Source organism: Myxococcales bacterium (assembly GCA_012517325.1).
In the GTDB taxonomy this organism is placed as follows: Bacteria; Lernaellota; Lernaellaia; order Lernaellales; family Lernaellaceae; genus JAAYVF01.
In genome coordinates this window covers 98,828-122,151 of the sequence record JAAYVF010000008.1, presented here as the reverse complement: position 1 = coordinate 122,151, position 23,324 = coordinate 98,828, and the positions used below count along the sequence as shown (strand labels likewise).

Sequence of the window (23,324 nt, the reverse complement as noted above, 5' to 3'; positions counted from 1 at the left end):
TGACGGCTAGAAGGGGATGGTCGCGGCGGTCTCGGCCATAACGACCACCGGCGTGGTGAAGCCGGAGCGGTCGTAGGCCCAGTCGACGAAATCCTGGTTCAGTTTGCGGAAAAGCCATTGCGATTCGACCTGGATCGCCCGCGTGTTTTCGGGAAGCCGGAAGGTGTAGTCGTCGTTGGTGCTGACGCGGAAGGGCAGGCCGCGCGTCACGACCTTTTCCTTGATCTGCCAGACGCGGTTGCGTTCGACCAACCGCCCGTCCTCGCCCATCATGTAACCGCCGAGCTTGTGCGCGGCCGGATCGAGCTGGTTGTCCGCGGCCAGATCGCCGACCCGGAAGATTTCCCGGCCGTCCTGATCTTTCACGACGACGCGCTGCCAGCAGTCGATGAGGTCGAGCGGCCCGCCCGGAAAAACGTGGTCGATGCTGGCGTTAATCGTGATGACCCGCAAGGTGAAGTCGCCGCCCGGCGTCGGTTCGGTCAGCGGCAGGAATTTCTGGTGGACCCAGATCTGCCGTTTGCCCTTGGCGTTGCGCGGCTCCCAGAAGCTGCCCCAGCCTTTGATCGGCAGCGGCAGGTCGCCGAGGCTGTACTTTTGGATCATTTCAACCGTCGCCTGATCGCCTAACGCATGCGGGTTGGCGGTGTTGGTGCCGGGGAAAACGTGGTTGCGTTCCTTGCCCGGCAACCCGAGCAGTTCGCGCGGCTGCATGTGGCAGTCGATGCACAGCGGCGCGGTGAGCGGCGTGGCGACCGTCTCGCGGATCTGCAGCCGGTGGCAGGCCTGGCAATATTCGTTGGTGAAGTACAGGTCGCGGGTGAAGACCCGGCGGTGCCCGAAGGGATTGAGGTTGACCAGCAGCCGGTCGAAGGGGGTGATCGCGTCCCGCCCGCCGTGATCGAACATCCGCAGGTGATTGAGCCGCAGGCGCACCGAGATTTCCGACTTGCGGCGGTCCGGCAGCAGATGCGCCCCGGAGATCTGGTGACAGAAAGTGCACGAGTAGTTCTGTTCGGTGTAGGACTGCCGCAGCGACACGTCGCGCTCGAACATCATCCGCGGGTAATGGCAGCCGCCGCAGGTGATCATGTTCTGCTCGCCGATCTCGTCCGCCAGCAGCTCCATGTTTTTCTGCATGTAGGGGGTGAGCATCGAGCGCCCGTGCGTCGAGATTTTCATGTCCTCGATCAGCGAATCGTGGCAGCCCGGCGTGCCGCCGCAGCTTTGCGTTTTGCTGGCCAGGCGCGGCTCGTTGAAACCGGCCGGCAGCACGTCCTGTTCGTGCGGCCCGCGGCGCTCGACGGTGAAGGTCGACAGGTGAAAGCGATAGGTCGGGTCGGCGCGGCCTTGCGCGGCCTCGTAAATCGTCACGGCGATCACGGCCGCCGCGAGCAGCACGGGCACCCACCGCCGCGGCCCGAAAACGGCGCCGGCCAGTTCCCGGAATTTCGCGCCCGCGCGCCACTGCCGCCGCCAGGAAAAAGCGACGGCCAGCAAGGCGAAAACGACGAAGGCATCGGCGGCGACGCGGTGCAGCAACAGGTAATTTTTCACCGCCCGGCCGCCGAGGGCGCCGCCGAAAATCAGGCCGGTGACCGCGACCGCGACGAAGAAGAAGAGGGCGCAGCGGCGGACGAACCGTTCCGGCCGGGAACGAAGATCGCGGATCGCCCACAGGGGATAGAGGAGAAGCAGCAGCAGGTCGGCGAGGTGGTTCGGATAGGCCGTGCGCAACGCGCCCAGCACCGCCGACAAAACGACGGCGGGCAGCACGGTGCCCAGCCAGGGATGTTCGTCGGGTTGCTGCGATCGATCGCGCCACAGGAAGATGAAAAAGAAGAGGGTCACCGCGACGCCGATCAGCGGGTGAAACAAGAGGTTGCACCGGTACAGCGGCGACCAGGTTTCGGTGACCAGCACCCAGTACCCGGAAAGGATCGCCAGCGTCAGCGAGAGGTTGATCTTTTTCATGCCGGTTTCACCCAGGTGTTCAGCCGCCGCCCCCACCAACCCACGGCCAGCGCCAGGGCGCCGGTCAGCCCCGCGACGACCCGGTAGCCGCCGAAGTAGAACGGGATTTCCAGAAACCACAGGGCCAGCGCCAGACCGAGACAATAGCAGGCGATGGCGTAGATCAGCTCATCGCCCTGGTACGACCGGATTTGACCCGCCAGCAGGAAACCGAAACCGAGGCCGGCGAGCGGCGCGGTCAGAAAAACCGCATTCCGTTCAGACAGGACAAACAGCAACGCCAGGGCGGCGACGATCAAGACGGGGGCGAGGCGCGTCGGCAAGCGGCGCGGCGAGCGGATCGCCGCCACGGCCAGAAAACCGATCGCCGTCGCCAGCAGAAAAGCCAGGTGTTGAACCGACCACGAAGTCAGGCCGAACGGGCCGCGGACGAAGGGATTGAACGAGGCGAAGATTGTCTCGCCCATGCCGGCAGCCAGTCCGATCAGCACGAATAACCACCCGGCTTTCCAGGCGGCGGGGCCCGCGGTCAGCGCCAGCCGGCGCCGGAATAGCCGGACGCAGAAATAGACCAGCGGCAACAGCAAAAGATGGCACAGGGTGAACACCCAGTGCAGGTCGGGCTGAAGGAAGGGCCGGTTGTCGGTGGTTCGATAGAAGGGCAGGTTTTCGCTGAAATCCACCTCATAAATGCCGCTGAGCTGTTTCATCCGTTCTTTGACGGCGGCGATCTTGGCGGCATCCTTCGAGGCCACCACATACAGCAGCGGATTGCCGGAGAACGGGTATTCGGATTCCGTCGTCCAGAACGCGGCGATCGTCACGGTTTTCGGGAAGGAGGCGACGAAATACCGCGATTCCTGAGTGTCCGAGGAGCCCCAATCGAGGAAGAAGACGCCGTCCGGCTTCAGCACCCGATCGAAGAGCAACGCCGCGCCTTCCTTCGTCAGCAGATAGTGTTCGGTGTAGAGATAGCTGCGCGGCAGTTGGTAGGTCTTGGTGCCGATGCCGCTGTAAAACACCCAATCGTAGCCGCCGCCGGCGAGCGCCGCCTGCCGCAGCTCGGTACGAAAATCGCCGCTCGCCAGTTCGTTGATCGATTCCTTCGAATACTGCGAATGGTCGGTGTAGGAGCGGTAGGTTTGCGACAGGCCGCGCGCGAGGGCCGGGTCGAATTGCACCACGCGGTTTTGATTCGGCCCGCTGTAGATTTCCAGCGATTTGGTCGGGCCGGTGCCGCTGTGGCCCAGCGAAAGCACGCGCAAATTCTCTTTCCACCAGTCGGGAACCGCGGGCAGCGGATCGCGCGGATCGCGCTGCGGCACGAAGCGCTCGGGGTAGAGAATCGCCCGGACGATGAAATCCCATTCCTTGGGGATCCACGAAGGCTCGACGCATTCGCAGGTCATCATGACGTTGTCGATCACCACGCCCAGGCAGGGCGGTTGGCCGTATTCGATGAAGTCCAGCTTGATGTCGCGGCCGAAATCCTTGCCGAGGTAGCGGTATTCGGTGATGCCGAAGGCGAAAAAGCTGTGCTGGGGATAAAGTTGGTAGGCGCCGAGCACCGCGCCGAGCGCCGCGAGGGCGGCGACGGCGACCGGCCAGGGCACGGCCACCAACAACAGCAATGCCAGGCCGGTCAACAGCCAGCCGAAGGGGCCGAAGAAGCCGACGGTGTACACCAGGGTGAAACCGGCGGCGAAGCCGGCAAGGAACAAACCGAGGTGCAGCGGCTGCGCCGGATCGGCTTGTTCGAGCCGGTCGGCGAAGGCCCGGCCCGCCGATCGCATCAGCCAAGGCACGCCGAATAAAAAGACGACCAGCGACAACTGGTTGAAGAAGCCCGAGCGCGGCAGCGGCACGGGATAATAGATCGCGCTGGCCAGGGCGATGGTAGCGAAATCGCGGTTGAACTGGCTGGCCGCGAAGACCGCGACCGCGACCGCCGCCACGCCGATCAGGCCGGCCGTGCGACGCCGTTTCGCTTCATCGCGCAGCAATCCCAGGGCGAGAAAAAAGAACGCCAGGCTGAGGATCAGGACCTGCAGGAAATTGGCGATCATCATGAATTCCAACGCCTTGGCGAAGGCGTTGAGAATCAAACCGGTCGCCAGTCCCAAAAGGGGAAGCAGGAAAAAACCTTTTTTCACCGCGGTTCAACCTATTGTTTGAAAACCGACTTGGTAGTGTACCTTATCATGCGGCTTTTTACAGCGGCAAATCCCGGCGAACAGGCGCGAGAGTAACTTGTTAATGGGTCTCAGTTGACGCCCGATCGCGATCCGCCGTCACGGAACGATCGTCGTGCCGTCCAGGCCGTCGAGCGCGGGCGCCAGCCGATCGGGGCTGGTGATGATCGCCCGCCGGCCGCCGCGCTGCACGAACTGGATGGCCGCGTCGACCTTGGGCCCGATGTTGGCCGCCGGGAAGTGGCCCTCGGCGAGGTAATCGGTGATTTCGGAAACGCCGACGCGTTCGAGGGCGCGCTGCTTGGGCGTGTTGAAATCGACGTAGATTTTCGGCTCCTGCATCAGGATGATCAGCGTGTCGGATTTGATCTCCGAGGCGAGCATCGAGCTGGAGAGGTCCTTGTCGATCACCGCCTCGATGCCCTCGTAGCTGCCTTCCTTATTGACCATGATCGGAATGCCGCCGCCGCCCGCCGCGATGACGATGTTGCCCTCGTTGACCGAGTGCCGGATCATGTGGCGCTGAACGATCTTGAGCGGTTTCGGGCTGGGCACGACGCGCCGCCAGCCGGACTTGCCGTCCTCGATCATCTGCCAGTTGAATTCCTTCATCAGCTTTTCCGCTTCTTCCTGCGGATAATGCATGCCGATCGGCTTGCTCGGCCGCAGGAAGGCGGGATCGTTCGGGCTGACGATGACCTGGGTGATGACGGTCACCACGTAGCGCCGGCATTCGGTCTGGCGGATTTTATTCAGAAAGGCCTGTTGCAGCAGGTAGCCCATCGAGCCGCCGGTTTCGGCGACCAGCAGGTCCAGCGGCATCCGCGGCAGCCGCGTCGCGGCCAGTTCGTTGCGCAGCAGCGAGTTGCCGACCTGCGGGCCGTTGCCGTGCGTCACCACCAGGTTGAAGTCGCGCTCGACCAGCACCATCAGCTTGCTGACGATGTCCTCGGCGTTTTTTTCCTGGGTTTCGATGTCGGGGACGTCGCCGGCGCGGATCAGGGCGTTGCCGCCCAGGGCCACCAGCACGGTCTGACGATCGCTGCGATACAGATCCATTAACGGTCTCCTTTAACGAACGGGACGGCGGCGGAGCAGCGCCACGCCCAACAACAGCGCCGTCGCCGCGAAGCCCCAATCGGCTTCCGACCGGCCCGCGCCCACCTCGCACCCGCACCCGCGGCCGTTGCCGCCTTGGGCGTCGACCGCGGTGTCGGCCGAATCGTCGTCGGTCAGGTTGCCCTCGTCGCCGGGTTCGACTTGCGCGAAGCGGACGTCGTAGCGCGCGGTTTCGATGGTGTGATGATCGAACCCGCCGGTGATGCGCAGCGCGACGCGTCGGGCTTCGCCGGCTTCGCCCAGCGCCTGGGCGCAATCACCGATGCAGTCCTGCTCGTCGACGAGGTTGTTTTGCAGGTCGTATAGTTCCAGCCGCTTGTACCGGTCGGGCGATTCGTCGGTGACGATCAACTTCAGCCGCTTGCCCTGTTTCAAGTCCAGCCGGTACCAGTCGTCGTCATACAGGCGTCGGTCGGTCACCTCGGTGCGGTCGCCCAGATCGGCGAAGTAGGAAAACGAGTCGTTCTGTTCGTCGGCGTCGTCCGCCGGCAGCGGCGAGTCGCAGTAACGCTCGGCGGCGGCGCGGATGTCGTCCTCGTCCAGATCCTCGACCACGATGTTGGGTTTGTAGTAGGCGTTCATCGTGGCGAACTTGTCGCTGGAATGATCCAGGCCCCAGAAATGCCCCGCTTCGTGGGTCAGGGTGGCGCGAATGGAATACAGATTATGGTCGGTGTCGGACTCGCCGGCCGTCCACCGGTAATTCACCGCGTTGAAAACGATGTCGGCCTCGCGCAGCCGGCCGCTCGCGTCGGAATACAGGAGCGTGATCGCCAAAGCGTCGGCGCTGACCAGCCAATTGCTGGTGCGGAACGAAACGACGTTGTGATAGTCCTGCGCCGTCGGTTTTTTCGTGGCGGTGCGGCCCTGGTAATCGAACGCCAGCGGCGCGCAGAAGGTTTGGTGGTTGAAATCCCAGCGGTTGAAGGAAGCCTGGATTTCCTCGACGGCCGCCTCGTCCTCGATGTCGACGCCCAGCGGTTCCTGGATCTCGTAAGCGGGCGGCATCGACTGCCAGGCGCAGGGATGGCCGTTGCAGTCGGCGTATTGGAAGGCGCTCGCCGGGACCGCGAGCAGCAAACCGCCGAGTAACAGCACCGCCCCGAAAATCGCTCGCCGCATCGCCGCCTCCATTACTCGCCCGCCGGTTGGTCCAATTCGGCAAGGGGTAGTCCCAATACATTCAACCGGCGCAAGCAGTCGGCGGCCGCGTCGCCGCAAGCGCGGAACCGCTCCGGCGCGCGATCGAGCACCTGGATCGCCCAGGTCGCGCCGCCGCGTTCCACCAGGGCGAACATCCCCTGGCCAAGGGCGACGGGGCGCCACACCGGACGACCGCGGTAGGCCGCCGGGTCGGCTTCCAGGAAGGCGACGAAAACATCGCCGACCTCGGGCAGCGGCGCGCCCGGCACCAGGGCGGTCAGGTCGCCGCGCTTGCCGCCGGGAACGCGCAGCACGACGCTGTCGCCGGCCGGGCCGCGCAGATTGCGGCGCACTCGGCAGACGGCCAGCGTGAACGGCATGTCGCCGCCTTCTTCGTTGATCGTGGAAACGACTTCGAGTTCGGCGATGCGCGCCGCCCTGGCTTTGAGTTCGGCCAGCGTCAACTGCCGCAGGGTGGTCGCCGCCGCGGTTCCGGCCAGCGCCAGGCAGAACAGCAGCAGGACGATGGCCGCCCGCCGCATCAGATCAGGCCCTTCGCCCGCAGCACGTCGGCGAGATCGGGTTTGCCGATTTCCTGCAGCTCGTAGTTCACCCGCACGGTCGGCCGGTCGCCGAAATCGATCAGCCGCCGCAGGTCGATCGGGGTGCCGATGATTACAGTGTCGCAATCGATGGTGTCCACCGTGGCCTGCAGGTCGGCGATCTGCTGCTCGCCGTAGCCGATGGCTGGCAGGAGGCAGGTCAGGTGTGGGTACTTGTCGAACAGCGCGTCGTATTCGCCGGCGAGGCAGGGAGTCGGATCGACCAGTTCCGCGGCGCCGAAGCGCTCGGCGGCGATCACGGCCACGCCGTAGGTCATCTCGCCGTGGGTGACGGTCGGGCCGTCCTCGATGCACAGCACGCGTTTGCCGGCGATGGCTTCGGGGTTTTCCACGAACAGCGGGCTCGCCGCCTCGATGATCGTGGCGCCCGGATTGAAGTGGCGGACGTTCTCGCGCACGGCGGCCACGTCGTTGGGATCGGCGGTTTCGACCTTGTTGATGACGACCGCGTCGGCGCGCAGCACGTTGGTCAGGCCCGGATAATAGGTGGATTCGTGCCCGGCGCGGTGCGGATCGGCCACCACGATTTCCAGGTCCGGCTGGTAGAACGAGTAGTCGTTGTTGCCGCCATCCCAGACGATGACGTCGGCTTCCTGTTGGGCCTTGCGCAGAATCGCGCCGTAATCGACACCGGCGTAAACCACGATGCCGCTGACGATGTGCGGCTCGTACTCCTCGCGTTCCTCGATGGTGCATTCGTGCTTGTCCAGGTCGGCCAGTTCGGCGAACCGTTGCACCTTCTGTTTCGCCAGGGTGCCGTAGGGCATCGGGTGGCGGATCGCCACGACGCGCTTGCCGGCGGCTTGCAGGAGCTTGATCACCCGGCGCGTCGTCTGGCTCTTGCCGCTGCCGGTGCGCACCGCGCAGATCGAAACGATCGGCACCTTGGCCTTGATCATCGAGAAGCGCGTTCCCAGCAACGTGAAACTGGCGCCTGCGGCGGTGACTTTGGCCGCCAGCTCCATCACGTATTGATGGCTGACGTCGGAATAGGAGAAGACGACCTCGTCGATCTTGTGCTTGCGGATCAACCCGAGCAATTCGCTCTCGGGAACGATCGGGATACCGTCGGGATAAAGCTTGCCGGCCAGCGAAGCGGGATACAGCCGTCCGTCGATGTGGGGAATTTGGGTCGCGGTGAAGGCGATGACCTGCACGTCCGGATTGTCCCGGTAACAGGTGTTGAAGTTATGAAAATCGCGTCCGCCGGCCCCGGCGATCAGCACTTTTTTGACCGACATGATAATCTCCTTGTTGCGTGGCGAAGATGCAGTTGAGTGTTCCAGCGTTCGGTCTTCCTTTCCACATTCGCGCTGCCAGCTTAAGTGGCCGCCCATAGACTGTCAAGAGCGAAAAAAGCCCTATAATCAATGTGTTGTGATTGATGTGGCCCCGCAGGAACATGAGTTGACTTAGCGGAATCGGGATGCTATACGATAGGCCTTTCGACGGGCGGCTTTTCGGTGCCGTCTGAATGGCCAAGCGCCGGCCGAGGGAGAGAACGGCCGTGAGGAGCCTCGGCGCTCACCCACGGAGGGATGGCCGAGTGGTCGAAGGCGGCGGTCTTGAAAACCGTTGAGCGGCAACGTTCCGGGGGTTCGAATCCCTCTCCCTCCGCTGAAAATCGAAGAAGTTCGGAGAGATGACCGAGTGGCCGAAGGTGCACGCCTGCTAAGTGTGTGAGCGTCAAAAGCGCTCCGAGGGTTCGAATCCCTCTCTCTCCGCCACGAAAAAAGGCTCCGGGCGAAAGCCCGGGGCCTTTTGTTTTATTCGTTTCTCGCGGCGCGCTATTTGCCCGCCTCGACCCGTTGAATGGTCACCTTTTTAATCGTGACCGGCTTCAGCGGCTTGTCGCGGCCGTCGCGGGGCACCGAGACGATCTTGTTCACCACGTCCATGCCCTTCACCACTTTGCCGAACACCGCGTGCCGGCCGTCGAGCCAGGGCGTCGCCTTAATGGTGATGAAAAACTGGCTGCCGCCCGTGTTCGGGCCGGCGTTGGCCATCGACAGGACGCCCGGGCCGTCGTGGCGGAGTTTCGGGCTGAATTCGTCCTTGATGGTGTAGCCGGGGCCGCCGGTGCCGGTGCCCTTCGGGCAGCCGCCTTGGATCATGAAGTCGGGGATCACGCGGTGGAAGATCAGGCCGTCGTAGAACGGTTTGCCGGTTTTTTTGCCGGTCGCCAGATCGACGAAGTTCTGCACCGTGAGCGGCGCGTCCTGATCGTACAATTTGATGATGATCGAGCCTTCCGTGGTATCGAATTCGGCGTATTCGCCCGGTTCTTTCGGCCAGTCCGCGCCTTCGACGGTCGCCGCCAACAAGAAAGTCAGCGACAGCGAGGCGATCAGCAGCAAGGTCAAATTCGGCATCGTTCGTTTCCTCCGTTTGGTTAGCGACTTAATCTAGCCGAAAGAAGGTGGATTCGTCGAGGCCGAATCGGGAAGGAGAAATCGGGAAAAGCGCGCATAGGCGTCGGTCCCGATAATAAGACATCCATTTTGTGCCTTGGCGGTTCGTCAGCCACATTGGATTGCTTGGCGATTTCGGCTAGATTCAAAACGGTTCAAGCAGGAGAACACCCGATGAAAAAATGGTTTTGGATTTTAATTTTTGCGGTTTTGCTTTTCGCCGCCTGCCAGAAAGCCGAAAAGGCCGACGACCTGGCGGCGCTGATGGGTTCGGGCCCGGCCAACGCGCCGGTTGGACCGGCCGCCGATCTGAAGCAACTGCAGGATTGCTGCGATGAAAACGCCCGGGCCATGGCCGCCGAATGCTGCCTGGAACTCGATCGCCTGATGCAGCCGCAAGGCGCCCAGTCGGGTTCCGAGGAAAAACCGGCCATGCCCGAGGGCATGATGGGCGGGCCCGGGTTTAAATCCGGCCGGCCGATTCAGGTCGACGAGGCCGTGGCCAAGCGTTGGTCGCGGGTCAAGCTGAGCGTCGGCCCGAAAGGCGGCGCGGGCAAGGAATTGGTGCTGCCGGTCGGCGGCAAGACGAAGATCGAGGGTTCGTCGGTTGAGATCGAGGTCGTGTCGTTTCTGCCCGCCTTCAAGATGACCTCCGAGGCCATCATCAGCGAGGGCGGCGAGCCGAACAATCCGGCCGCCAAGGTGGTGATCCGCGAAACCGGCAAGCCCGATTGGACCGGCTGGCTGTTTGCCAAGATGCCCGACGTTCACGCCTGGAAACACGATACGCTGGCCGTGACTTTGCTCGGCGGCGTGGAAAGCGGGGCCAAGTAATGGCGGCGGAACGAATCCGGGCGGTGCCCGAGGGCGTGGTCTTTCAGCCGGTCGACGCGATCGTCAACGCGGCCAATCGCTCGCTGCTCGGCGGCGGCGGGGTGGACGGCGCGATTCACCGCGCGGCCGGCCCGGAACTGCTGGCGGAATGCCGCACCCTCAACGGTTGCGACACCGGCGACGCCAAGGCGACCAAGGGTTACCGATTGCCCGCCCGATTCGTGATCCACACCGTCGGCCCCTTCTTGGTAAACGGCACCAAGGGCGAACCGGCTTTGCTCACTTCCTGCTACCGGCGCAGCCTGGAAACGGCGGTCGCCGTCGGCGCGCGCACGGTGGCCTTCCCCTGCATCAGCACCGGCGTCTACGGTTATCCGTTGGTGCAGGCGGCGCGCATCGCCGTCGCCGCCGTCCGCGAGTTTCTCGCGACGCACGCGGAAATCGAGGAGGTGCGCTTCTGCTGTTTCACCGATGAGGAATATCAGGTTTACCAGCGGCTGCTGGGTTAGAACGTATCGCCAATTTTTTGAATGCGAAGAAGAGATCCTTCGCGACGCTCAGGATGACAACCTCGCGAACCGGTCATTCTGAGCCGGTAAGCGAAGAATCCACCCACGCGGAAATGGTTGGTATCACCCGGTTACTTTCGGCCTTTCCCCTACCGCGCCTTGCCGATCCCCTCGATGGCGACCGGATTCGCGCACGAGGCGATGTCGCCCATGTCCTTGCCGAGGAACTTGTCGCGGATCACCCGGCGTAAGATTTTCGCCGAGCGGGTTTTCGGGAGATCGTCGACGAAGTAGATCGCCTTGGGCCGCAGCGTCTTGCCCAGATCCTTGACGACCTGATCGCTGATTTCCTTGCGCACGGCCTCGCTTTCGGTAAAGCCCGGCTGCAAGGACACGAAGCAGACCACCGTTTCGCCCTTCAATTCGTCGGGAACGCCGATCGCCGCCGCTTCCTTCGTCGCCGGATGCTGCAACACCGCCGCCTCGATTTCCGCCGGGCCGGTGCGCTTGCCGGCGACCTTGATGGTGTCGTCGGAGCGGCCGCGCAGGAACCAGAAGCCGTCGGCGTCGCGCTCGGCCCAGTCGCCGTGGAACCAGATGTTGTCGAACACCGAGAAATAGGTGTTGAGGTAGCGTTCGGGATCGTTGAGGAACCCCTTGGTCATCGACGGCGCCGGCTTTTTGCAGACCAGGTGACCGATGCCCACCGGCATCGACCGGCCGTTTTCGTCGAAGATGTCCACGTCCATGCCCAGGCCCGGACCGCGCAGAGTGCACGGTTTCAGGTCGGAGATCGGCAGCGGCATCAGGTGGCAGCCGACGATTTCCGTCCCGCCCGAAATGTTCATGATCGGGCAACGCTTCTGCCCGACTTTTTCGAAGAACCAGGTATACGATTCGGGGTCCCACGGTTCGCCGGTCGAGCCCAGGTACTTGAGCGTACGGAGGTCGTGCCGGGTCACCCACGATTCGTCGCTGCCCTTGAGCAGCCGGATCGCGGTGGGCGAGATGCCCAGGTGCGTCAGGCGGTGTTTTTCAACCAGTTCCCACAGGCGGTCGGGCTGCGGATAGTCCGGCGCGCCGTCGAAGAGCAGGTACGTGCCGCCGAAGATCTGCACGCCGATCATTTCCCACGGGCCCATCATCCAGCCGATGTCGGTGAACCAGAAGAAGTTGTCGTCCGGCTTTACGTCGAAGGCGTAACCCAGTTCCTTGCCCATCTGCGCCAGGCAGCCGGCATGGGTGTGCACGGTGCCCTTCGGTTTGCCGGTGGTGCCGGAGGTATAGATGACGAGACAGTAATCCTCGGCTGCCATCACCTCGGTCGGGCAGGTATCGGGTTGGCCCTTGATGAAATCGTTCCAGGTCACGTCGCGGCCCGGCACGACGTTGACCGGCTGGCCGGTGCGTTCGACGTAAACGACCTTGACGATCGAAGGCACGTCGCGCACGGCGAGATCGGCCTCGGCCTTGACTGCGGCGGGCTTGGCACGGCGGAAGGTGCCGTCGGCGGTGAAGAGCACCTTGGCCTTGGCGTCGCCGAGACGGTCGGACAGGGCTTTTTGACCGAAGCCGGAGAAAACCGGGATCACGATGGCGCCGATTTTCATCGTGGCGAAAAACGCGACGACGATCTGGTAGACCATCGGCATGTAAATGCCCACGAAGTCGCCGCGGCCCACGCCGGCGGCCTTGAGCGCGTTGGCCGTCTTGCAGACCTCGCGATCGAGTTCGGCGTAGGTCAGCCGGACGACATTGCCCGCTTCGTCCTCGGCGATGAGCGCCGGGTGGTCGCCGCGGCCGTCGCGGACGTGGCGGTCGAGGCAATTGAGCACGACGTTGGTCTGGCCGCCGACGAACCACTTGGCCCAGGGGAAGCCGCCTTCCTGCACCTTTTCGTAGGGTTTGTACCATTCGATGCCGAGATCCTTCATCGCGGCGTCCCAGAACCAGGAGGTATCCTCGACGCTGCGCCGGATCAGATTGTCGTAATCGGCGATGCCGTGTTTTTTCATAAAGCGCGCAATGTTGCTTTTGGTAAGGTAGTCTCCTGATGGACGCCAGATAATCTCGCTCATGGTTTACTCCCGCTTAACTACAAAGGTTGTTCGGCTACTATGACCGATTGCGTTGAATTTTTCAAATACTGCTTTTCTCGAACTGTGCGAAATTCCTGATTTTCGTGGTGGGCGCGACTAGTAGTACGCGAATCTGTCGCGGTTCGAATGGCCCGAACGGGATCAAACACCCGGTTTTTTACCGGCCGAGACATCGATTTCCAGCCAGCCATTGACGCTGGTGGCGTACAAGCGATCGTTGGTCGAGTCGTAGAACATCTCGCGGGCGCGCTTTCCTATAAAAATGCGATCCGTCGATTGTCGAGTCGTCATATCCAGAACGGTAATGGTGCCGTCAACGTAATTCGACGCGAACAGGCGGTGGCCGACCGCATCGTAGGCCAATTGGCGGACGCCGACGCCCACCGGCACCTGGCCAACATAACGGCCGCTGGTCAAATCAAAAATGTAGACGGCGCCGTCCAGAATCGCGGTGGCATACAGTTCCTTGCGGTCGTTGTCGATGACCATGCTGATCAAATAGCCCTGTCCGCACAAAAGCCGAAGCCAGGGCAGGCGAAAGGAGGCGACGGCCTGTAAATCGGCGGTCAGGCGGGTAATCGGACGGTCGTTAAGAATCACTTCCTCGGTTAGCGCGTAAAGTTCACCGCTGGTTGGATCGCGTAAAAGATAAGCCAAGCCACCGGCTCGGCTTTGATCGATGGTCCTTTCGGTCAAGCCATTGAGGGTGACGGCATCCAATCGTTCGATCCGGGGCTTGCCGTCGAATCCCAGGTAAAGCGTGTCGCCGGTCGCGTCGGGAAACACCCAGCGCGGACGATAGGGCGCGGGAAACTTCAGCGTCCGCTCGAAAGCGAGCCGTGTCTCGTCCCAAACAAAAAACGTGTTGTTCGAGGAACTAGTCAGATAACATTTTTTATTCGGTAAGCAGGTGCCTTGAATGATCGTCTGGCCAAAAAGAGCCTGGCGCAGGCGGCCGGTCCGCCGTTCCACCAATAGTAAAGCTTGTCGCCCCCGGACCGAAGTCGGCGGATCTTCCTGTCCATTGCCCAAATAAATGAGTTCGGGATCCGCCGAGGGGAAAAAGATCCGCGGATCGCTGACCGAACGTCGCGGATCCCGGTTTTTGTCGCTGGGGCTCATCCACGGACGCAATTCTTCGGCGCGCTTCTGTGAAAACAGGACTTTGATCCGGGAATCAGCCTCGACCCGCCATGAATCGTCGTCTCGGACGGTGTAAAACAGTACAAACCAGAGTTGAAGAAATAGCGGTAGCAGTAAATTGTAGACAAGAAAAAAGTGCAGTAGGGTCTTTCGCCAATTCGGCGATCGACGATGCCGGACAGCGGCCCAGCAACCCGCCGGAATAAATGAAGCGGCCCAAAGCCAGGGATTATCGATAAGAAAACCAACCCAGAACGGTCGGTCCCAATAGGCGCAAATAAAAACCAACAAGATCAGGTTGACGGCGGCGAGACGGCGAAAAAACAAGGCCATCCGCGGTTTGTTTTTTTTTCTCGCGCCTTGCGCAAGAGATCGCCAAAAGAGGACAGCCAGGGTGAAAAAAAATGAAGGAATGGCGAACATCGTGCCTCGGGTTAGGGAATCATTTTTCGACCCATCGCCAAGAGGAGTGAAATCTACAATTACCGCGCGGATTTGTCAATTAATCCCTTGAAGAAGCGTGGTCGGGGAAAGTAATCAGAGGGAACTCCGATCATCCGCCGGGCTTCGGGCAAGGTTGACTTGGATGTGGTTTCTTGTTTTTTATCGCCCGGCGGCAGTAGTTAATCCTCGAAGCTGGCCAAATAGCGGCCGAAATGTCGGGACGGCTTTTTTCCGGTGATTTTCAGAAAACCATCCACCATCGAGCCGAATACCATTTTGAACATCCCCAAGCCGCGACCCCAAATGGCATGCGAGAAATTCAGGTGTCGAGAAAAAATCAACGACCACGATTGAATCCAGATGCCTTTCAGTTTCACGCGCCACTTTCCCGCCATGGTAATGCCGGGAAGGGTCATCACTGAATTCCAGGCGTGATCCCAGATGCCCCAATCGTCGAACTTTTCTTTCGGAATGATCGAGTGGCGCATGGCGGCATCGAATAGCAATCCACCGGGATACGGCATGGCCGGCGAGCAGGTGATCGAGTCGACCAGCTTTTCCTTAAGCATCGAACGGGCAAAGGCGAGCGTTTGCTCGGATTCCTTGACGCCTTCGTACATGAATTGGCCATCCTGTTCCCAAGCGTTGAACAACATGAACAAGCCAACCACCTTAATGCCGTGACGCTGGTAGATGGCGGCGGCTTGCCGGGCCTGCTCCAGAGTGATGTTTTTTCCGATGCCGTTGAGCGTGGCCTGGTTGCCGGATTCGATGCCGAGGTGAACCAACCAACATCCGGAAGCCTTCATCGCGGCCGCCATTTCGTCGGTAACCGGCGTCGAGCGGGAAAACGTTTGCCAATCCAAGCCCAAATTCGCGTCGGCGATCGCGGTGGCGGTTTCGGTGGCCCACTTCTCGGAGCTGTTGAACTCGTCGCCCATGTCGAAATACTCGCGCACGCCGTAGCGATCGCGCATTTCCCGCAATTCGGCGACGATGTTGTCGGGACGTCGCAGTCGTTGCCAGGGCTTTTGCCGTTTCCACACCGTTCGCGCGCAAAACCAGCAATTGTTGACGCACCCTCTACCCGAAAGGATGTGTTGGTTGTGTTTGTGGTGGGCGACGTAGATCCCCGAATAGTCGCGGAGGTTGACCATGTCGCGCGCGGGGAAAGGAAGAGTATTGATGTCTTCCATCAAGGGGCGATTGGGTGTCCGCGCCACCCGGCCGTCCTCGCGGTACAGCAGCCCGAGAATTTTCGCTGGATCGCCGCCACCGTCCAACAGGTCCAGCAGTTCAACGAGGGTTTCCTCGGCTTCGCCGTGGGCCGCCCAATCGACCGCGCTTTTTTCAAACGCATCGTTTTCAAGGCTGGTGACGTGGGTTCCGCCGGCGATGACAATCACCTCGGGCCGCGCTTTTTTCAACGAATTGATGAAGCGGTAAGCCGTGCTGGCATTGAAACTCACGTACGTGACCGCAAAAATCCGAGCGGGACTGGCCAACGCCTCGACCATGGCTTTGCTCGGTCCGATCCGCAGGCCGTCGATAATCGAAACATCGATCGCGGGGCGTTCGCGACGGACATACGCGGCCAAGGACAGAATGGTCAGGGGAGGGAAAACATCGTTCCAAATGCCGGCAATCGGTCCGTCATAGGGAGCATTAACGAAACAAACGCGTTGCTTCATTTGTTATCTCTAGTCTCCGTGAATTTGCCCATCCAGGCAACATTTATCCGTTGTTAATACCATGTTGTTCAAATTCTCGATCTCGATCGGTTATCGCCAGTGCTTGAGTTGCCGTTCGTGAGAAAGATCGATTAGAAAACTTGGCGCGGTTTTGTCGCCATTTTCTTTAAAGTTCTTTTTATCATCACGGTTGTTCCCTGTCAATCAATCGAACAAAATCTGACCAATAATGGCCAAAAAAATAGCGGTTGAACAGTGCGCGTCCTTAATTTTTGGCAAGGATATATTTCCAGAGCGGTTTGAGCGCCAGCAAGCGCACGTGAGCCAGGTATTGGCGAAAGGACAAACGTTCGAAAACCTTGGCGTAGTAGGCAAAATGAAGAAAGAAAAGACCACTGAACAACAACGGGATATCCCATTTCGTCAACCGCATGAACCACGACGAAAGGCGGGGGAATTTAACGCAAAGAAAATAGATTTTTTTCAACCGCGCCAGCCGTTCTTTTTCCGGAACGTCCAGCACGATGTCGTGGTGATAGGTCGGATGGAATTCCACGTTCGCCGGCAAGGCGGCCTGCACGACGGGGTCCGCGGTCAGGGCCAAACCGGGATAGGGTTGAAAAAAGGTGCTCCAGAGATAGGTCGGGTTCAACTTTCGGAAAAAGGCCAACCGCCGCAGATGATCGTTCACCCTATCGCCCGGTAAGCCGAAAAAAACACTGCACCCGACGGCGATGCCGACTTCGCGCAGTCGCCGGCAAACACGAATGATTTCCTCGTTGGCGACGTTTTTTCCTAAAAGCGTCCGACGCTGCTCCTCGTCTCCGGTTTCCGACGCGACAATCAAGGCTTCCACGCCGGCTTGCTTCATCAGTAAAAAATCCTCGTCCCGCAAGGCGCCGAAGCGATAGTTGGCGATGATCGGTTTGTGAACGTACCGACGATAAAGAAGCAAAAACTCGCGCAACCAGTCGTTGTCGTTCCACATCGTTTCATCGACGATCAACACGTGTTTGAAAAAACGGTCGGCCTCATGCCGCCGCAATTCCTCGATGACCCGCTCCGCACGGCGTTTTCGCAAATAGCGGCGACCGCCGTAATATTCCCGCAACAGAGGATTGAAACAATAACGGCAGTTGAACGGACAACCGCGACCGCAGAGAATTGGCAGAACCCGGCTGTGGCGGAAATAGGAATATTTGTCGTACAAGGCGAGGTCTTGAAACGGAGCGGCATCGAGGTCCGTCAGGATGCCGGGGTGGTCGTTGCGTGCGATGCCGACCGATGTTTTAACCCACAATCCGGGAATATCGTCATACGAAAGTCGCCGGTCCAGTCGCCGGGCCAATTCCAGCAGCGGCGCCTCGCCTTCCCAGCGGCAGACGATGTCCACCGCGGAATTTTCAATCACCTCCGGGTGAAAAATTGCTTCAAGATTGCCGAAAATGACGAGGGTATCCAGCCGACTCTTGATCCGTTTTGCCGTCGCCAAGGACCAATCGCGACTGGGAGTAAGTACGGAAAAGCCGACCAGATCCGGCTTAAACCGGATCAAATCATCCAGAATCGGTCGATCGGACAAACCGGAAAAACAAAACAATTCAACCTGATGCCCGGCCTGTTTGAGAGCCGCCGACAGAGCAGTGAAACTCATGTAGGAATAAAGAAATTCCTGGCAAAAAGCGATTCTCGCCATGGTCGGTTTGCTCTAGGTTGCCGGTTCGTATATTTGTGCAAAAGTTTGGTTGCGAGAGCGAAATCTATGCCAGTCATTCGTGGAAATCAAGAAAATACACGATAAATACCAAGCGGCTTGGGCGCTCTATCGCGCGGTGGTAAACCGCTGAAAAACCGGCGGGGAGTTAAAAAAAGCGAGGAGCTCCAGCCCCTCGCTTTTCGTTTGCATTCGTCGTCGGTCTTGATTAGTGGACTTTCACTTCGATTTGCTTCGGTTTGGTCTCCTCGCGTTTGGGCAGCGTCACCTTCAGGATGCCGTTTTCCATGTGCGCCTCGACCTTGTCGGCGGCGATGGTGTTGGGCAGCGAGAACGAACGGGTGAAGGTGCCGTAGAACTGTTCGATCCGCGCGTAATTTTCGCGCTTGTCTTCCTTGTCGAGCTTCCGCTCGCCGCTGATGGTCAGCATGTTGTTCTCGATGTTGACCTTGATCTCCTTCTGGCTCAGACCGGGGAGGGCGACGGAAACCAGGTAGTTTTCCGTGTCCTCGAAGATGTCGACCGCCGGGCTCCATTGACCGATCAGGTTGTCGTCGTTGAGGGAGCGGGTGCCCCAGAAATCGTTGAACAAGCGGCCCATTTCACGCTGAAAAGTGTCGATTTCCCGGGTCGGATTCCATCTGATGATTGCCATGGTCGTTCCTCCTCTTATTTCCAAGTTGACGTTTGTATTTATTTTTTTCATCGCCGCGAAGCCCGTCGGGCTTTTTTCCCTGTTCGGCCTCTTGGCGGCGCCTCTTATTTACGGCTAAAAAATAAATCGCTTCTTTTGGCTGTCAATGCCTAATTGACAAAAAAAATAAAAAAGACTAAGTTTGATGACGTTGGTAAAGTCGGGAGGAAAAACGATGGATTCCGAAAAAAAGGCCGTGATTCTCCATGAGGATCGGCAAATCGATGAAGCGATTCGTTTTCTGCACGGCCAAAAAGAATTGATGGAATCCGAACTGACCTTGCGGGCCAAAGAAATCGGCGACTACCTCATTCACCATTTTTTTCAGGACGACCTCGAGCAGATTTCCTCCCAAAATCCACTGAAAAACATGTCCTTTCGCCGACTTTGCGAGCGTTCCGATCTGCCGTTCTCCGAATCGGCCTTGCGCCGATTTCTTCATGTCGCGGTGAACTTCCGTTTCTTGCCGCTCGAAAAGGCCAAGGAGTTGCCACCCTCGCACCATTCGGTGCTTTATCAGGTCGCCGATACCGAGGAACGATCGCGTATCGGGTGTCAGGCGGTGGATCAATCCTTTTCGGTGCGCCGGTTGCGGCAAGTGGTTAAAGGAAAAGGCCGGCGCCGCCCGGGTGGCGGGCGTAAACCGCTGACCGAATTTCAGAAAAATTGGAAATTGCTGGTGCAGGCGGCGGAAAACCTGGCGCAAAAGGTCGAGAAAGAGTCCTTCATCGAGGAGGATTCCCTCGGCGAAATCTGGCAGGAGTCCCGAACCATCCGCGACCATCTCAACAAAATAATGGATCGGTTGATGGAGATTCCGCAGGTCAATTTAAAAAAGCCGGAATCTTGATATTGCGCCCTGGCAGCCTTATTTTTCATGCGAAATAAAGTGGCGATTCCTCGGCCTGCGATGTCCGGCCGGGGCAGACCAGTGACGTAAGGAAATGAAAGACAATGATTTCTTTCGAAAAAATGACCGTCAAACTGCGCGAGGCCGTGGCCGGGGCGGAAAGCCTCGCCCGTGAAAACGGCAACCCGGAAATCCTGGCGGCGCACCTATTTGCCGTGCTGCTCGATCAGGAAGAAGGCCTGATCAGGCCGATTCTGGAAAAACTCGGCACTTCGCCCGACGCGTTGAAGGCCGATGTGCGCGAGGTGATCGATCGCCTGCCCAAGGCGCACGGGGCCGAGGTCCATGCCGGCCACGAATTCAGCGTGCTGTTCGACGCCGCGCAGAAAATCGCCGACCAGATGAAGGACGACTACCTTTCGGCCGAGCACCTGCTGCTGGCCGTCGCGGGCGGCGCGGGCAAATCGCTGCAGGCCGCTTTTCGCAAGCACGGCATCCGCACCGACGACCTGCTCAAGGCCCTGATGGAAGTGCGCGGCTCGCACCGCGTCACCGATTCCGACCCGGAGGCGAAGTTCCAGGCGCTTGAAAAATATTGTCAGGACCTGACCGAACTGGCCCGCCAGGGCAAGCTCGATCCGGTGATCGGCCGCGACGAGGAAATCCGCCGCGCCATCCAGGTGCTGTCGCGCCGGACGAAAAACAACCCGGTGCTGATCGGCGAACCCGGCGTCGGCAAGACGGCCATTGTCGAAGGTATCGCCCAACGGATCGTCGCCGGCGACGTGCCCGAGAGCCTGAAGGACAAGCGCGCCCTGGCGCTGGATCTCGGCGCGCTGGTGGCCGGCGCCAAATACCGCGGCGAATTCGAAGACCGGCTCAAGGCCGTGCTGAAGGAAATCGCCGCCGCCCAGGGACGGGTCATCTTGTTTATCGACGAACTGCATACGGTCGTTGGGGCCGGCGCGGCCGAGGGCGCGCAGGACGCGGCCAACATGCTCAAGCCCGCCCTGGCGCGCGGCCAACTGCACTGCATCGGCGCCACCACGCTGGACGAATACCGCAAGCACATCGAAAAGGATAAAGCGCTCGAACGCCGCTTCCAGCCCGTTTTTATCGGCGAGCCGTCGGTCGAGGACACCATCGCCATCCTGCGCGGCATCAAGGAAAAGTACGAGGTGCATCACGGCATCCGCATCCAGGACGCGGCGCTGGTGGCGGCGGCGCGGCTATCGGCGCGCTACATCGCCGACCGCTTTCTGCCCGACAAGGCCATCGACCTGGTCGACGAAGCGGCCAGTCGGCTGAAGATGGAAATCGAAAGCGTGCCCACGCCGATCGACGATATCCAGCGCCGGGTCGTGCGGCTACAGGTCGAGCGGCAGGCGCTGTTGATGGAAAAACACAAGGACAAGAGCCGCCTCGCCGAGCTGGACGAGGAAATCAAGGCCTTGCAGAAACAGACGGACGAAATGAAGGCGCGGTGGCAGCGGCAGCGCGACCTGGTCGGCCGGATTCGCCAGGTCAACGAGGAGAGCGATCAACTGAAAACCGAGATGGAAAACGCGCGGCGCGTCGGCGATCTGCAGCGGGCCGCCGAGCTGGAATACGGCCGGTTGCCGGAATTGGGCAAACGGCTGGCTTCGTTGCAAAACGAACTGAAGCAAGAACAACAAGCCGGCGCTTTCGTGCGCGAGGAAGTGACCGACGAGGACATCGCCTTCGTCATTTCCAAATGGACCGGCATTCCGCTGTCGAAAATGCTCGAAACGGAAAGCGGGCGGCTGCTCAAGATGGAAGAGCGCCTGCGCGCGCGACTGGTGGGGCAGGACGAGGCCGTGTCGCGCGTCGCCAAAGCCATCCGCCTGTCGCGGGCCGGCATCGCCGATCCCAACCGGCCGATCGGCTCGTTTTTGTTTCTCGGCCCGACGGGCGTGGGCAAGACGGAACTCGCGCGCTCGCTGGCCGAGTTCCTGTTCGACGACGAGCGCGCCATGGTGCGCCTCGACATGAGCGAATACATGGAAAAGCACACCGTCAGCCGGCTGATCGGCGCGCCGCCGGGATACGTCGGCTACGACGAGGGCGGCCAACTCACCGAGGCGGTCCGCCGCCGGCCGTACAGCGTGGTGCTGCTGGATGAGATCGAAAAAGCGCATACCGACGTGTTCAACGTCTTGTTGCAAGTGCTCGACGACGGCCGCCTGACCGACGGCCACGGGCGCACGGTCGATTTCCGCAACACGATCCTGATCCTGACCTCGAACGTCGGCAGTCAGTACATGCTGGAACTCGACGACCGGGCCGAGATCGAACGGCTGGCCAACGAGGCGTTGCGGGCGACGTTCCGCCCCGAGTTCCTCAACCGGGTCGACGCGATCCTGATCTTCAACCGGCTGGGCAAGGACGACATCCGGCGCATCGTGGACATCCAACTGGCGCGGTACGAAAAACTGCTGGCGGCGCGCGAGATCGTTCTGGATCTGTCCGCGCGCGCCAAGGACCGGCTGGCCGAGATCGGCTACGACCCGGCCTACGGCGCCCGGCCGCTCAAACGGGCCATTCAGGAGCACGTGCTGGAGCCGTTGTCCGAAAAAATCATCGCCGGCGAAATCAAAACGGGCCAACAGGTGAAAGTCGATTTCAAGGAGGGCGAGTTCCGGTTCAAGTGATCGGCTTCGTTTTCGACCGTTTCGCGGGCCGGTGTCGTTGAGGTCCATCGGCCGAACCGCGAAAAAAAACGATCACTGTCTTTCTGTGCGCAAGCCGGAACCCCCGACCCCATGCAAGGGCGAAGGGCGAAACTGCTTTCCCTTCTCCCTTCGTGGGAGAAGGGCAGGGATGAGGGGGAAATGCCGACCAATCCGTCATGCCGAACTTGTTTCAGCATCCGGGCTTCAGACCCTGAAACAAGTTCAGGGTGACGAAAAGTGTCGTTCAGGGTGACGAAAAGTGTCGTTCAGGGTGACGAAAAGTGTCGTTCAGGGTGAGCGATCACTCGCCGCGGTTGCTGGCGAATTTCACCGGCACGATGTACTGCACGTTGCTGTAGACGCCGGTCGAGCCGGTGAAGCCCAGGCGCACCAGGGTTTCGCCGCCGAGGTTCTGGTCGATGAAATCCTCGTCGTAGGAAATCGTCGGCGCGGTCGAATCCAGAAACACCTCCAACAGCTCCGTCGCCGCCGTCCACCGCACCCGCAGATCGTGCACCGTGCCGTCCTCGAGGTTGGGCAGCGTCACCAGCGGGCGGGTCGAGTTGTGGTGATCCGCCGAGCCGTCGACATCGACGGCGAGGTGGTCGTCGAGCGGGTCGCCCAGGTTGCCTCCCAGGTGCGCGCCGTCGTTGGGGTAGGTATCCAGTTCGATGCCGATGGAGGGCACGATGCCCTGGTAGCCGAGCCCTTCGCCGGTTTGCGCGGCGACGCTTTCGGTGGCGATCACAAAGACGATGCCGTCGGCGCCTTCCTCGTCGTGATCGCCCAGGTAGACGTCGAACCGCAGGTCGAAGTCGAGCGCCAGGTCGAACGAGGCCGTGTACCAGGCGCCGCCCACGGTGTCGGGCTGATCGGGCGTCAGCACGATCCGGTCGCCGTCCCAGGCCGCGGCTTCCACCAGCACCCATTCGCCGGCGGCCAGACCGGCCGGGTCATCCTCGTCACCGTTGTCGCAGGACCAGACGAAAAGCAGCGCCGCCAGACCCGCCAGCAGCGAAAGCGAACCGAACGCCATTTTCCGGTAGGGCATTGCCGTTCCTCCCGAGGTAGTCGTTTTTTTTCGCGCCAAACGAATACTTATCAAAATTCGGGAATTCCTGGCAACCGGAAAAATGTTATCCGATATTGAGCAATTACAGCCGTAAAAATACGGCCGACCAGGCGGAATCT

17 protein-coding genes and 2 tRNA genes are annotated in these 23,324 nt (G+C 60.6%); 6 read left to right on the top strand and 13 right to left on the bottom strand.

The features are described 5' to 3' along the window. Positions 1-6: 6 nt before the first annotated feature. The 6 genes from GX444_01945 to GX444_01920 all read right to left on the bottom strand — a co-directional run bounded on the left by GX444_01945 (position 7) and on the right by GX444_01920 (position 8,292). Positions 7-1,974, bottom strand: coding sequence for a cytochrome b/b6 domain-containing protein (locus tag GX444_01945; protein NLH47345.1), 1,968 nt, complete (start codon positions 1,972-1,974; stop codon positions 7-9). Further along, positions 1,971-4,127 (bottom strand): hypothetical protein, encoded by a 2,157-nt coding sequence (locus GX444_01940; protein NLH47344.1) that lies wholly within the window; start codon positions 4,125-4,127, stop codon positions 1,971-1,973. Before GX444_01940 ends, GX444_01945 begins: the two co-directional genes overlap by 4 nt. Before the next feature lie 138 nt (positions 4,128-4,265). Next, positions 4,266-5,225, bottom strand: coding sequence for a carbamate kinase (locus GX444_01935; protein ID NLH47343.1), 960 nt, complete (start codon positions 5,223-5,225; stop codon positions 4,266-4,268). Positions 5,226-5,237: 12 nt separating this feature from the next. Next, a complete protein-coding gene (locus tag GX444_01930; protein NLH47342.1) occupies positions 5,238-6,407 on the bottom strand; it encodes a matrixin family metalloprotease in 1,170 nt (389 codons plus the stop codon). Positions 6,408-6,418: 11 nt separating this feature from the next. Next, entirely contained in the window at positions 6,419-6,970 is a 552-nt protein-coding gene (locus tag GX444_01925; protein ID NLH47341.1) for a hypothetical protein, read from the bottom strand. Next, positions 6,970-8,292: a GTPase gene (locus tag GX444_01920; GenBank protein NLH47340.1), complete on the bottom strand. Its 1,323-nt coding sequence runs from the start codon at positions 8,290-8,292 to the stop codon at positions 6,970-6,972. Before GX444_01920 ends, GX444_01925 begins: the two co-directional genes overlap by 1 nt. A 291-nt stretch (positions 8,293-8,583) precedes the next feature. Here GX444_01920 and GX444_01915 point away from each other — a divergent pair. Together GX444_01915 and GX444_01910 are read left to right on the top strand one after the other, a co-directional pair. Beyond that, positions 8,584-8,668, top strand: a tRNA-Ser gene (locus GX444_01915). Between the two features lie 19 nt (positions 8,669-8,687). Then, positions 8,688-8,778: transfer RNA gene (locus GX444_01910), tRNA-Ser, on the top strand. A gap of 60 nt (positions 8,779-8,838) precedes the next feature. Here GX444_01910 and GX444_01905 read toward each other — a convergent pair. Continuing rightward, positions 8,839-9,423 carry a peptidylprolyl isomerase gene (locus GX444_01905; GenBank protein ID NLH47339.1) on the bottom strand — a complete coding sequence of 195 codons (585 nt, stop codon included), beginning with the start codon at positions 9,421-9,423 and terminating at the stop codon, positions 8,839-8,841. A 213-nt stretch (positions 9,424-9,636) separates the two neighbouring features. Here GX444_01905 and GX444_01900 point away from each other — a divergent pair, with 213 nt between their 5' ends. Both GX444_01900 and GX444_01895 read left to right on the top strand, forming a co-directional pair. After that, a complete protein-coding gene (locus GX444_01900) occupies positions 9,637-10,296 on the top strand; it encodes a hypothetical protein (protein NLH47338.1) in 660 nt (219 codons plus the stop codon). Further along, complete coding sequence (locus GX444_01895) at positions 10,296-10,805, top strand: O-acetyl-ADP-ribose deacetylase (protein NLH47337.1); 510 nt, start codon at positions 10,296-10,298, stop codon at positions 10,803-10,805. Before GX444_01900 ends, GX444_01895 begins: the two co-directional genes overlap by 1 nt. Positions 10,806-10,954: 149 nt before the next feature. On the opposite strand, the gene GX444_01890 is transcribed toward GX444_01895, so the two are convergent. The 5 genes from GX444_01890 to GX444_01870 form a co-directional block, all read right to left on the bottom strand. Next, entirely contained in the window at positions 10,955-12,883 is a 1,929-nt protein-coding gene (locus GX444_01890) for an AMP-binding protein (GenBank protein ID NLH47336.1), read from the bottom strand. Positions 12,884-13,045: 162 nt separating this feature from the next. After that, complete coding sequence (locus GX444_01885) at positions 13,046-14,026, bottom strand: hypothetical protein (protein ID NLH47335.1); 981 nt, start codon at positions 14,024-14,026, stop codon at positions 13,046-13,048. Between the two features lie 644 nt (positions 14,027-14,670). Next, complete coding sequence (locus GX444_01880) at positions 14,671-16,182, bottom strand: radical SAM protein (GenBank protein ID NLH47334.1); 1,512 nt, start codon at positions 16,180-16,182, stop codon at positions 14,671-14,673. Positions 16,183-16,447: 265 nt separating this feature from the next. After that, the gene (locus GX444_01875) at positions 16,448-17,878 is read right to left on the bottom strand and encodes a B12-binding domain-containing radical SAM protein (GenBank protein NLH47333.1); all 1,431 of its coding nucleotides are present in this window, start codon (positions 17,876-17,878) and stop codon (positions 16,448-16,450) included. A 226-nt stretch (positions 17,879-18,104) separates the two neighbouring features. Continuing rightward, complete coding sequence (locus tag GX444_01870; GenBank protein ID NLH47332.1) at positions 18,105-18,551, bottom strand: Hsp20/alpha crystallin family protein; 447 nt, start codon at positions 18,549-18,551, stop codon at positions 18,105-18,107. Positions 18,552-18,765: 214 nt separating this feature from the next. On the opposite strand from GX444_01870, the gene GX444_01865 reads away from it, so the two are divergent. Both GX444_01865 and clpB read left to right on the top strand, forming a co-directional pair. Then, the gene (locus tag GX444_01865; protein ID NLH47331.1) at positions 18,766-19,440 is read left to right on the top strand and encodes a hypothetical protein; all 675 of its coding nucleotides are present in this window, start codon (positions 18,766-18,768) and stop codon (positions 19,438-19,440) included. A gap of 104 nt (positions 19,441-19,544) precedes the next feature. Further along, positions 19,545-22,112, top strand: a complete 2,568-nt coding sequence (gene clpB / locus GX444_01860; protein ID NLH47330.1) for an ATP-dependent chaperone ClpB — start codon at positions 19,545-19,547, stop codon at positions 22,110-22,112. A gap of 322 nt (positions 22,113-22,434) precedes the next feature. On the opposite strand, the gene GX444_01855 is transcribed toward clpB, so the two are convergent. After that, positions 22,435-23,184 carry a hypothetical protein gene (locus GX444_01855; GenBank protein ID NLH47329.1) on the bottom strand — a complete coding sequence of 250 codons (750 nt, stop codon included), beginning with the start codon at positions 23,182-23,184 and terminating at the stop codon, positions 22,435-22,437. Positions 23,185-23,324: the final 140 nt, after the last annotated feature.